General features: G+C 72.2%; 9 protein-coding genes. 6 read left to right on the plus strand and 3 right to left on the minus strand.

Annotation, left to right across the window (positions count from 1 at the left end; genetic code table 11):
* Positions 1 to 37 precede the first annotated feature (37 nt).
* The 4 genes from ACZ7DL_RS29930 to serA all read left to right on the plus strand — a co-directional run bounded on the left by ACZ7DL_RS29930 (position 38) and on the right by serA (position 5,371).
* Positions 38 to 1,888 carry an acetolactate synthase large subunit gene (locus ACZ7DL_RS29930; RefSeq protein WP_470778828.1) on the plus strand — a complete coding sequence of 617 codons (1,851 nt, stop codon included), beginning with the start codon at positions 38 to 40 and terminating at the stop codon, positions 1,886 to 1,888.
* A gap of 22 nt (positions 1,889 to 1,910) precedes the next feature.
* Positions 1,911 to 2,435 (plus strand): acetolactate synthase small subunit, encoded by a 525-nt coding sequence (gene ilvN / locus ACZ7DL_RS29935; protein ID WP_470778830.1) that lies wholly within the window; start codon positions 1,911 to 1,913, stop codon positions 2,433 to 2,435.
* A gap of 120 nt (positions 2,436 to 2,555) precedes the next feature.
* On the plus strand, positions 2,556 to 3,554 hold the full coding sequence (gene ilvC, locus ACZ7DL_RS29940) for a ketol-acid reductoisomerase (RefSeq protein WP_470778831.1): 999 nt from the start codon (positions 2,556 to 2,558) through the stop codon (positions 3,552 to 3,554).
* 227 nt (positions 3,555 to 3,781) lie between these two features.
* Positions 3,782 to 5,371: a phosphoglycerate dehydrogenase gene (gene serA, locus ACZ7DL_RS29945; protein WP_470778833.1), complete on the plus strand. Its 1,590-nt coding sequence runs from the start codon at positions 3,782 to 3,784 to the stop codon at positions 5,369 to 5,371.
* A 63-nt stretch (positions 5,372 to 5,434) separates the two neighbouring features.
* On the opposite strand, the gene ACZ7DL_RS29950 is transcribed toward serA, so the two are convergent.
* Positions 5,435 to 6,967, minus strand: a complete 1,533-nt coding sequence (locus ACZ7DL_RS29950) for an MFS transporter (protein ID WP_470778835.1) — start codon at positions 6,965 to 6,967, stop codon at positions 5,435 to 5,437.
* Positions 6,968 to 7,064: 97 nt separating this feature from the next.
* Here ACZ7DL_RS29950 and ACZ7DL_RS29955 point away from each other — a divergent pair, with 97 nt between their 5' ends.
* A complete protein-coding gene (locus ACZ7DL_RS29955; RefSeq protein ID WP_470778836.1) occupies positions 7,065 to 7,640 on the plus strand; it encodes a TetR/AcrR family transcriptional regulator in 576 nt (191 codons plus the stop codon).
* Between the two features lie 207 nt (positions 7,641 to 7,847).
* Here ACZ7DL_RS29955 and ACZ7DL_RS29960 read toward each other — a convergent pair whose 3' ends face one another.
* Positions 7,848 to 9,074 (minus strand): MFS transporter, encoded by a 1,227-nt coding sequence (locus tag ACZ7DL_RS29960; protein WP_470778838.1) that lies wholly within the window; start codon positions 9,072 to 9,074, stop codon positions 7,848 to 7,850.
* 47 nt (positions 9,075 to 9,121) lie between these two features.
* Between ACZ7DL_RS29960 and pdxR the strand changes: the two genes are divergently transcribed.
* Positions 9,122 to 10,543: a MocR-like pyridoxine biosynthesis transcription factor PdxR gene (pdxR, locus tag ACZ7DL_RS29965; protein ID WP_470778839.1), complete on the plus strand. Its 1,422-nt coding sequence runs from the start codon at positions 9,122 to 9,124 to the stop codon at positions 10,541 to 10,543.
* On the opposite strand, the gene ACZ7DL_RS29970 is transcribed toward pdxR, so the two are convergent.
* On the minus strand, positions 10,540 to 11,835 hold the full coding sequence (locus ACZ7DL_RS29970) for a PucR family transcriptional regulator (protein WP_470778840.1): 1,296 nt from the start codon (positions 11,833 to 11,835) through the stop codon (positions 10,540 to 10,542). The two genes, pdxR and ACZ7DL_RS29970, sit on opposite strands and share 4 nt — an antisense overlap.
* Positions 11,836 to 11,908: the final 73 nt, after the last annotated feature.

Raw genomic sequence — 11,908 nt, forward strand, 5'->3', positions numbered from 1 at the left:
CCTCGCAAAAACCCTCAGCATCGAGAAGAGAATGCCGATGACCGAGCAGGCCACCGGGGCCCACCATCCGCAGCCGCGGCCCCGTTCCGGAGGACAGCAGTCCGCCCCCGTCGAGCACGTCACGGGTGCGCAGTCCCTCATCCGCTCCCTCGAGGAGGTCGGCGCGGACACGGTATTCGGCATTCCCGGCGGTGCGATTCTCCCCGCCTACGACCCGCTGATGGACTCCGTCCGGGTGCGCCACGTGCTGGTGCGGCACGAGCAGGGCGCCGGCCACGCCGCCACCGGCTACGCGCAGGCCACCGGCAAGGTCGGCGTCTGCATGGCCACCTCCGGACCGGGCGCCACCAACCTGGTCACGCCGATCGCGGACGCGCACATGGACTCGGTGCCGCTGGTCGCGATCACCGGCCAGGTCGCCTCCTCCTCGATCGGCACGGACGCCTTCCAGGAAGCGGACATCGTCGGCATCACCATGCCGATCACCAAGCACAACTTCCTGGTCACCAAGGCCGAGGACATCCCGCGGGTGATCGCGCAGGCGTTCCACATCGCCTCCACCGGCCGCCCGGGCCCGGTCCTGGTCGACATCTCCAAGGACGCGCTCCAGGCGAAGACCACCTTCTCCTGGCCGCCCGTCATGGACCTGCCCGGCTACCGGCCGGTGACCAAGCCGCACGCCAAGCAGATCCGCGAGGCCGCCAAGCTGATCACCGCGGCCAGGCGGCCCGTCCTCTACGTCGGCGGCGGCGTCCTCAAGGCCCAGGCCACGGCCGAGCTGAAGGTCCTCGCCGAGCTGACCGGCGCGCCGGTCACCACGACCCTGATGGCACTCGGCGCGTTCCCCGACAGCCACCCGCTGCACGTGGGCATGCCCGGCATGCACGGCAGCGTCGCCGCGGTCACCGCGCTCCAGAAGGCCGATCTGATCGTGGCCCTCGGCGCCCGCTTCGACGACCGCGTCACCGGCAAGCTGGACAGCTTCGCCCCTTACGCCAAGATCGTCCACGCGGACATCGACCCCGCGGAGATCGGCAAGAACCGGGCCGCGGACGTGCCGATCGTCGGCGACGCCCGCGAGGTCATCGCCGACCTGGTCCAGGCCGTGCAGAAGGAGCACAGCGAGGGCCACAAGGGCGACTACACCGCCTGGTGGAGCGACCTGAACCGGTGGCGCGAGACCTACCCGCTCGGCTACGACCTGCCGGACGACGGCTCGCTCTCCCCGCAGCAGGTCATCGAGCGCATCGGCCGACTCGCCCCCGAGGGCACCATCTTCGCGGCGGGCGTCGGCCAGCACCAGATGTGGGCCGCGCACTTCATCCAGTACGACAAGCCCGCCACCTGGCTGAACTCCGGCGGCGCCGGAACGATGGGCTACGCGGTCCCGGCCGCGATGGGCGCCAAGGCCGGCGCGCCGGGCCAGACGGTCTGGGCGATCGACGGCGACGGCTGCTTCCAGATGACCAATCAGGAGCTGACCACCTGCGCCCTGAACAACATCCCGATCAAGGTCGCCGTCATCAACAACGGCGCCCTCGGGATGGTCCGCCAGTGGCAGACCCTGTTCTACAACCAGCGCTACTCCAACACCGTGCTGCACTCCGGCCCGGACGACGTCAACCCGGAGGCCAGGGGTACCCGCGTCCCCGACTTCGTGAAGCTGTCGGAGGCCATGGGCTGCCACGCGATCCGCTGCGAGTCCCCGGAGGACCTGGACAAGGTCATCGAGGAAGCCAACTCCATCAACGACCGCCCGGTGGTCATCGACTTCATCGTCCACGAGGACGCGATGGTCTGGCCGATGGTCGCCGCCGGCACCTCGAACGACGAGATCATGGCCGCCCGGGACGTCCGCCCCGACTTCGGCGACAACGAAGACGACTGAGCGAGAGAGACGTAAAAAGACCATGTCCAAGCACACGCTCTCCGTCCTGGTGGAGAACACCCCGGGCATCCTGGCCCGGATCGCCGCCCTCTTCTCCCGCCGCGGCTTCAACATCGACTCGCTCGCGGTCGGCGTCACCGAGCACCCCGACATCTCCCGCATCACCATCGTCGTGGGCGTGGAGGAGCTGCCGCTGGAGCAGGTGACCAAGCAGCTCAACAAGCTCGTCAACGTGCTGAAGATCGTCGAGCTGGAGCCCGGTCAGGCCGTCCAGCGCGAACTCGTTCTGGTGAAGGTCCGCGCCGACAACGAGACCCGCTCCCAGATCGTGGAGATCGTCCAGCTCTTCCGCGCCAAGACCGTCGACGTCTCCCCGGAGGCCGTGACCATCGAGGCCACCGGATCCACCGACAAGCTGTCCGCGATGCTCAAGATGCTGGAGCCGTACGGCATCAAGGAGCTGGTCCAGTCCGGCACGATCGCGATCGGCCGTGGCGCGCGATCGATCACGGACCGCTCGCTGCGCGCTCTCGACCGATCTGCGTAAGGCTGAAAACGGGCGGTCGGTGAAGCGCCGGTCGCCCGTATGCCGAGACCCCGAAACTTCCCTTCCCCTCACCGGCATACGGTGGGACGCACAACCTGCACACCAAGGAGAGAACCCAAAGTGGCCGAGCTGTTCTACGACGCTGACGCCGACCTGTCCATCATCCAGGGCCGCAAGGTCGCGGTCATCGGCTACGGCAGCCAGGGCCACGCCCACGCGCTGTCGCTGCGTGACTCCGGTGTCGACGTGCGTGTCGGTCTGCACGAGGGCTCCAGGTCCAAGGCCAAGGCGGAGGAGCAGGGCCTGCGCGTGGTGACCCCGTCCGAGGCCGCCGCCGAGGCCGACGTCATCATGATCCTGGTCCCGGACCCGATCCAGGCCCAGGTCTACGAGGAGTCCATCGCCCCGAACCTGAAGGACGGCGACGCGCTGTTCTTCGGCCACGGCTTCAACATCCGCTTCGGCTTCATCAAGCCCCCGGCCGGCGTGGACGTCTGCATGGTCGCCCCGAAGGGCCCGGGCCACCTGGTCCGCCGCCAGTACGAGGAGGGCCGCGGCGTTCCGTGCATCGCCGCCGTCGAGCAGGACGCCTCCGGCAACGCCTTCGCGCTGGCCCTGTCGTACGCCAAGGGCATCGGCGGCACCCGCGCCGGCGTCATCAAGACCACCTTCACCGAGGAGACCGAGACCGACCTCTTCGGCGAGCAGGCCGTCCTGTGCGGTGGCACGGCGGCCCTGGTCAAGGCGGGCTTCGAGACCCTGACCGAGGCCGGCTACCAGCCGGAGATCGCCTACTTCGAGTGCCTGCACGAGCTGAAGCTGATCGTGGACCTCATGTACGAGGGCGGCCTGGAGAAGATGCGCTGGTCCATCTCCGAGACCGCCGAGTGGGGCGACTACGTCACCGGCCCGCGCATCATCACGGACGCCACCAAGGCCGAGATGAAGAAGGTCCTCGCCGAGATCCAGGACGGCTCCTTCGCCCAGCAGTGGATGGACGAGTACCACGGCGGTCTGAAGAAGTACAACGAGTACAAGCAGCAGGACTCCGAGCACCTGCTGGAGACCACCGGCAAGCAGCTGCGCAAGCTGATGTCGTGGGTGAACGAGGAGGCGTAAGCCCGGTGACAGGGGCCGGGGCGTGCTGCTCCGGCCCCTGTTGTCCACCCCGTCCAGCCACGGACGAGTGATCCTTCCGCGGCGGCGTAATACGACCCCCGCCCCACCACTAGACTGCTGAACAACACGCGTCAGGCCCACAGCGTCGTGCGTCTTCCGCGGCTAGCCCCCCTCCTCCGCCTGCGGCCGTCGGGACGGCCGTCCGCATCGCACATGTGAGGACTCACGTGAGCTCGAAACCTGTCGTACTCATCGCTGAAGAGCTGTCGCCTGCCACCGTCGACGCACTCGGTCCGGACTTCGAGATCCGGCACTGCAACGGAGCGGACCGCTCCGAGCTGCTGCCGGCCATCGCCGAGGTGGACGCGATCCTGATCCGTTCGGCCACCAAGGTCGACGCCGAGGCCATCGCCGCCGCGAAGAAGCTCAAGGTCGTCGCACGAGCCGGCGTCGGCCTGGACAACGTCGACGTCTCCGCCGCCACCAAGGCCGGCGTGATGGTCGTCAACGCCCCCACCTCCAACATCGTGACCGCCGCCGAGCTGGCCTGCGGTCTCATCCTCGCCACCGCCCGCAACATCCCGCAGGCCAACGCCGCGCTGAAGAACGGCGAGTGGAAGCGCAGCAAGTACACGGGCGTGGAGCTGGCCGAGAAGACGCTGGGCGTCGTGGGCCTGGGCCGCATCGGTGCCCTCGTCGCGCAGCGCATGTCGGCCTTCGGCATGAAGGTCGTCGCCTACGACCCCTACGTGCAGCCCGCGCGGGCCGCGCAGATGGGCGTCAAGGTGCTGTCCCTGGACGAGCTGCTGGAGGTCTCCGACTTCATCACCGTCCATCTGCCCAAGACCCCCGAGACCCTCGGCCTGATCGGCGACGAGGCGCTGCGCAAGGTCAAGCCGAGCGTGCGGATCGTCAACGCGGCCCGTGGCGGCATCGTGGACGAGGCGGCGCTGTACGCGGCGCTGAAGGAGGGCCGGGTCGCCGGCGCCGGCCTCGACGTCTACGCCAAGGAGCCGTGCACCGACTCCCCGCTGTTCGAGCTGGACCAGGTCGTCTGCACCCCGCACCTCGGCGCGTCGACGGACGAGGCGCAGGAGAAGGCCGGTATCGCCGTCGCCAAGTCCGTCCGCCTCGCCCTCGCCGGTGAGCTGGTGCCGGACGCGGTCAACGTCCAGGGCGGTGTCATCGCCGAGGACGTCAAGCCGGGTCTGCCGCTCGCCGAGCGCCTCGGCCGGATCTTCACCGCGCTCGCCGGTGAGGTCGCGGTCCGCCTCGACGTCGAGGTCTACGGCGAGATCACCCAGCACGACGTGAAGGTGCTGGAGCTGTCCGCGCTCAAGGGTGTCTTCGAGGACGTCGTGGACGAGACGGTGTCGTACGTCAACGCGCCGCTGTTCGCGCAGGAGCGTGGGGTCGAGGTGCGGCTGACCACCAGCTCCGAGTCGGCCGACCACCGCAACGTGGTGACCGTGCGCGGCACCCTCGCCGACGGCGAGGAGGTGTCGGTCTCCGGCACGCTGGCCGGCCCGAAGCACGTCCAGAAGATCGTCGCGGTCGGCGACTACGACGTCGACCTCGCGCTCGCCGACCACATGGTCGTGCTGCGCTACGAGGACCGCCCCGGTGTCGTCGGCACCGTCGGCCGCATCCTCGGCGAGGCGGGCATCAACATCGCCGGTATGCAGGTCGCCCGCGCGGCGGTGGGCGGCGAGGCGCTGGCGGTGCTGACCGTGGACGACACGGTGGCCTCCGGCGTGCTGGCCGAGGTCGCTGCGGAGATCGGGGCGACGTCCGCCCGCTCGGTCAACCTGGTCTGAGACACCCGCACGAAACGCCGGACGGGCTGACGTCTGTCAGCCCGTCCGGCGTTTTTCCGTGTCCTACTTCTGCCTGGTCCCGATCGTCCGCAGCGTCACCGCCGCCCCCACCGCAGCCAGCGCCAGCGTCACCGCTCCGGCGATCGCCGCCCCCTGCATCCCGCTGGTGAACGCCTCCCGGGCCGTGGCGAGCAGGGAGTCACCGGCCCGGCCGGGCAGGTGGGCCGCGTCGGCCAGCGCCCCGCCGAGGGTCTCGCGGGCCTCGGCCGGGGCCGTGGCCGGCATCTCGTGGCGGTAGACCGCCGAACCGATGGAGCCCAGGACCGCCATGCCCAGCGCACCGCCGAACTCGGTTCCGGTCTCCAGCAGGGAGGAGGCCGTGCCCGCCCGCTCCACCGGCGCGCTGCTCATCGCCAGGTCCGTCAGCTGGGACAGCACCATGACCGCCCCGCAGGCGAGGACGCCGGCCGCGGCCAGCACCAGCCACAGGGAGTCGGTGCCGGCGAGGGCGAGCAGGGCGTAACCGGCGGCGCTGACCGCGAAGCCGGCGGCGACGACGTACCCGCGGTGGACGCCCCGCTGGACGAGCTGGGCGGTGACCGGTCCGGCGACCCCGATGAGCACCGACGGGAGCAGGCTCCACAGCGCCGCCGCCAGCGGGCTCTTGCCGAGGACCGACTGGAGGTACTGCGTGGTGAAGATGGCCGAGCCCATCATTCCGAACGCGGACACCAGGGTGAGCACCAGCGACGGGGTGAAGCCGTGGCTCCGGAACAGGGCCGGCGGGATCAGCGGCGAGGTGCTGGTGCGCTGACGCCGGACGAACAGGGCCGCGAAGAGCAGGCCGACCGTGATCGAGACGACGTACTGCGGGTGCGGGCCCTCGGAGGGGATCTCCTTCAGGCCGTAGATCACCGGGAGCACGGCGGCCAGCGACAGCGGGACGCTCGGCCAGTCGAAGCGGCCGGGCGCGGGGTTCTTCCACTCGGGCAGCAGCACCGGGCCGAGGAGCAGCAGCAGCGCCATCGCGGGCAGGTTGACCAGGAAGACCGAGCCCCACCAGAAGTGCTCGACCAGGATGCCGCTCATCACCGAGCCGAGGGCGACGCCGCCGGTCATCACGCCGGACCAGAGTCCGATCGCCTTGGCCCGTTCCGCGGGGTCGGTGAACATCGTGCGGACCAGGGCCATTGTGGACGGCATCAGGGTCGCACCGCCGATGCCGAGGAGTGCGCGGGCCGCTATCAGCGTCTCGGCGCTGTTCGCGTAGGCCGCGAGGAGCGAGGCCGCGCCGAAGGCCGCGGCACCCGTCAGCAGGAGCTTGCGGCGGCCGATGCGGTCGCCGAGGGAGCCCATCGTCATCAGCAGGCCGGCCAGGACGAAGCCGTAGATGTCGAAGATCCACAGCTGCTGGGTGCCGCTCGGCCGCAGGTCCGCGCTGATCGCGGGGGTGGCGAAGTACAGGACCGAGACGTCCATCGAGACCAGCAGCAGCGGCAGCATCAGCACGCCCAGCGCGGTCCACTCGCGGCGCCCGGCGCGGACGGGGGCGCCCTCGGCGCCGACGGAGACGTTCGTGCTCGTCGAGTTGGTCATGACGGTGACTGTACGGGCGTCTTAAACGCTTGTCTAGAACGCTTGTATAAGCCAGCCGTCTAGGACGGTTGTATGGATCGGCGGTAGGCTGGCCCGCATGGGACACCGTGAGGATCTGCTGGAAGGCGCGAAGCGCTGCCTGCTGGAGAAGGGTTTCGCGCGCACGACGGCGCGCGACATCGTGAAGGAGTCCGGGACCAACCTGGCCTCGATCGGCTACCACTACGGCTCGAAGGACGCGCTCCTCGCGCAGGCCTACGTCGCGCTCGTGGAGAACATGTCCGACGCCTTCGACGGAAGCGGCTCCGAGATCGAGGGCGCGCCCGGCTCGCTGGAGCGCTTCCGGTGGGTGTGGGCCAACATCGTCGCCACCATGCGGGGACCCGGCTCGCTGTACCGCCTGAGCATGGAGGTCATGACCATCGACCTGCCGGAGGTGCGCGAACACCTGTCCCGCGCCCAACGGGAGGGCGGGCGCGGGCTGGTGGCGCTGCTGACGGGGGTGCCGGAGGAGGATGTCTCCGACGAGACCGCGGACACGCTCGGCCGCTTCTATCTGACGCTGATGACCGGACTCATCGCCCAGTGGACGTTCGACCCGAAGACCGCGCCCGACGGCGACGCCCTCACCGAGGGCCTGCGCCAGGTCATCGAGGCGGCCACGAAGAGCTGACCGCCCAGGCCGCCCCCGAGGCCGGCGAGCGGGTTCAGGGTGTCGACCGGGTCCAGCGCGGCGTCCGGCCGGAACACGCGGCTGACGGTGAGCCACCGACCGTACGGCGGCGGGGAGCCGGTCGACCAGCGGGTGGACGGGGCAGAGGCGGGCAAGCGCGCCACCCGGCAATGCCCTTCGGGCGCGGCCTCGCTCCCGTCACCGTGTTCAGTGATCTTCCGGTACGGCCTCGCTCCGCTCCTCCCGCCGGTCGCGCACAGCCGGGACCAGCGCGCCCAGCATCAGGGCCGCGGTCAGGGCGAACGCCCACGGGTACCCCGTGCGCCCCGCGACCAGGCCGAAACCCGCGGCGCCGACGCCCATGCCGGCGTCGTAGGCGAGATTCCACAGCGCGGTGACCGTGCCGTACGAGCGTCGGGAGACGCGGCCGTACATGACCGCGAGGGTGGCGTTCTGGGTGATGCCGAAGCCGGTGCCGAACATCGCGGACCCTGCGACGACGGCCACCGGACTCGCGGTCGCCGCGGTGAGCAGCACTCCGGCCGCCGACACCAGCAGGCCCGGCGCGACCAGCCGCCCCGAGCCGCGCCGGTCGCCGTGCCGCCCGGCGACCCAGCGGGCCGCGGTCGAGGCCGCGGGCTGCATCAACAGGGCGACGCTCACCACGCCGGCCGACGCGTGCGACACCGCCAGCGGCAGGAAGGTGACCAGGATGCCGGCGGCGAGCGCGGTGGCGGCGAAGGCGACCGCGGGGCGCCGCAGCCCGCCGGAGCGCAGCGCGGCGAGCATGCCCAACGCCGCACCGCGGCCCCGATTCTGCGAGCCGGGCGTCCTCCGGCCCTCCCCTTCCCGCAGCCCCGGCACCGAAGGGATCGCCGCCAGGGCCGCCGCCCCGGCGGCCACCGCCACCGTTTCGTACCCGTACCCCACAGGTCCCGCCAGCCACAGGCCGAGCGGCAGCGCGACGAGCGACGGCACGCCCCCGACCACCCCGACGAGCGCGAGCCCCTCGCCCCTGCGCTCTGCCGGGATCAGCGCCGCGGTCAGGGCGCCGCCCGCGACGATCGTGACGGCGAACCCCAGCCCGCGCAGCAGGCACACCGCCACCGTCCAGGCCAGGCCGTCGGCGGCGGGCAGCGCCAGGGCGGGGGCGCCGAGCAGGAACAGTCCGGCCATGAGCGGCCCCCGGTTGCCGTACCGGGCGACGATCCGGGGCGCGGCCAGCTCGCCCAGCACGGTGGACAGCATGAGCGCGCCGGTGGCGAGACCCGCCCCGCCGCGACCGGCGTGTGCGGGCACCGCCGACAGCAGCAGGTAGAAACTCACCGAGGCGCCGACCATGCTCACGAACCGCAGCAGCAGCGCACGGGTCAGCAGGGGCGGTCGAGCGGGCGAAGTCGCCGCCTCGGCACGGGAGTTCGCGGAAGCCGTCATGCCGTCGACGCTAGGTGGCGACCGGACCCCCGGTAAGCTCCAATTCCATGCCTGTGCAGTGGGCCGGTCTGTCCCCCGAGTTGCTGCTGACCGTCGACCGGAGCAGCGGCGAACGGCTGCGCGCCCAGCTGGAACGGCAGCTGCGGGAGGCGATCCGCACGGGACGGTTGCGGGAGGACGAACGCCTGCCCTCCTCCCGCGAACTGGCCCGCGCCCTGGGCCTGTCCCGCGGCCTCGTCCAGGACTGCTACGCCCAGCTGCAGGCCGAGGGCTACCTGGTCACCCGCGTCGGCTCGGCCACCCGCGTGGCCTCCTGCGCCCGGCTTCCCGCGCCGTCCACCGCCGAATCGGCCACCGAACCCCCGGCCCTGCTCGCCGACTTCCGCCACGGCGTCCCCGACCTGGCCTCCTTCCCGCGCGCCGACTGGCTGTGGGCGATCCGGGAGGCGGCCCGCCACATGCCGACGGCTGTGCTCGGCTACGGCGACCCGCGCGGCAGCCGGGACCTGCGTACGGTCGTCGCCGCCTATCTCCGCCGGGTCCGCGCCGCCGCGGCCGACCCCGGCCACACCCTGATCTGCTCCGGCTACGCCCAGGGTCTCGGCCTGGCCCTCCAGGCGCTGGCCCGCGCCGGTGTCCGCGCGGTCGCCCACGAGGACCCCGGCAGCCCCGCCGCCGTCAGCGCCTCGGTGCGGATGGCGGGCCTCACCCCGGTCCCGGTCCGGGTCGACGCGCACGGCATCGACGTACGGGCCCTGGACGCCACCGGAGCACGCGCGGTCGTCGTGACCCCCGCCCACCAGTGGCCGACCGGTGTCGTTCTCGCCCCGGAACGCCGCCACGCGCTCCTCGCCTGGGCACGGCGGCGCGACGCCTATGTCATCGAGGACGACTACGACGCCGAGTTCCGCTACGACAAGGAGCCGGTCGGCGCGCTGCAGGGTCTCGCGGCCGACCGCGTGATCTCCCTCGGCACCGTCAGCAAGTCCCTCGCCCCCGCCCTGCGCATCGGCTGGCTGCTGTGCCCGCCCGCGCTCACCGCTCAGCTCGCCGAGCTGAAGCGGATCGCCGACCGGGGCACCCCCGCCCTCGACCAGCTGGCCCTCGCCCGGCTCATCGAGTCCGGCCGCTACGACCGCCACCTGCGCCGGGTGCGCACGCTGTACGCGGCCCGCTGCAAGACCCTGCGCGCCGCCCTCGCCACGCATGCCCCGGCGGTCCGGCTGACCGGGCTGGCGGCCGGCTTCCACGCGGTGGCGCACCTGCCGGGCGGCGTCGACGAGGCCACGGTGATCGCGGCCGCGCGGACCCGGCGCGTCGGCCTCTACGGCATGAGTGCCTGCCGCACCTCGCACACTCCGGGACCGCCCCAACTCGTCCTGGGCTTCGGCGACGTGCCCGAGCGCGCGATCACGGAGGGCATCGCGGCGGTCGCCGACCTGCTCGACGGGCGGGCACCCACCCCCTAGAGCCGCGCCCTCTTGAGTGCCATGTGCAGCAGCAGCCGGTCCTCCCCGTCGTCCAGGTCCAGGCCGGTCAGCTGCTCCACGCGGGACAGCCGGTAGTAGAGCGTCTGCCGGTGGATGCCCAGTTCGGACGCCGTGCGGCCGGCCTGGCCCGCGCAGTCCAGGTAGGCCTCGGCCGTGCGGGCCAGCTCCCGGTGCGCGGGGGAGAGGAGCGGGCCGACCACGCGGTCGTGCGCGGCCTCCGGCGGCAGCGCGGTCAGCAGCCGGTACGCCCCGATCCGCGCCCACTCGGCGACCGGCCCGAACCGCGGCTCGGCCAGCGCCGCGCGCGCCGCGGCGGCGGCCTCCTGCCACACAGTCCCCAGGTCGGTGAGCCCGACGCGGGGTTCGCCGACCCCGGCGGCGTATCCGGCGCCTGTGGCGCGGGCCGGCCCGGTGACTCCAGCGGCGGCCGCCGCGGCCACCCGGGCGCCGGCCCCGCGCGCCACGCTCGCCCCCCGGGCCCCCTCCGCCTCCTTCAGCAGCCGCGCGGCCGCCGCCAGCGCGGGGGTGCTCAGCTCCGTGGTCCGCAGCCGGACCAGCACGGCGAGGCTCTGCCCCGTCGCGCCCCACGGAAGCGTGCACAGCGCCGTGGCGTGGGGGATCGTGCGGGCGGCCGGGGCGTCGTCCGGGTCGGGCGACGGCCAGGGCGCGACGCAGACCAGAGTGTGCGGGCCGTCCGCGCGGGGCCCCAGGGCGGTGCGCAGGTCGGCCACCGCCATGTCCCGCTGCCAGCCGCGTTCCGCGGTGAGCACCGCCCGCAGCTCCCGGCTCAGCTCCGCCCCGGCCTCCGCCTCGTCCGCGAGCAGCGCGCCGATCCGGCCGGCCACCCCCATGGCGGCGGCCAGCTGGGCGTCGGTCGGCCCCGGATCGCCGTCCAGCAGCCAGACATAGCCGAAGACGACACCCCGGTGGCGGGCCGGCAGGCAGATCCGGCCGCGGTAGACGCCGGCCTCGGGGCTCGGCGGGATGCGGACCGGTCCGGTCGCGCGGGTGATGCCGAAGCCCTCGAACCAGGTCCGGACCGTCGCCGTGGAGCGCCGGGTCAGGATCGAACGGGTGCGCACCGGGTCCAGCGCGGAGGCGTCCAGCTCGTCCTCGCTGTCGTAGGCGCCGAAGGCGATCAGCTCGAAATCGCGGTTCTCCAAAGTCGCCGGGACGCCCAGCAGCTCCGAGATCTCGTCCACCAGCTCCTGGTAGTCACCCGCGCGGCGAAAGGAAGCAGCATCGGCCTTCACCCGGGCATTCTCCCCCATTTTCCGGCCGCCTTCATACATCTGTCTGAGATCCAGGGCACGGATGCGTGACAGCTGTCGATGGCCCACGATC

Source organism: Streptomyces sp. NPDC036984 (assembly GCF_055607665.1).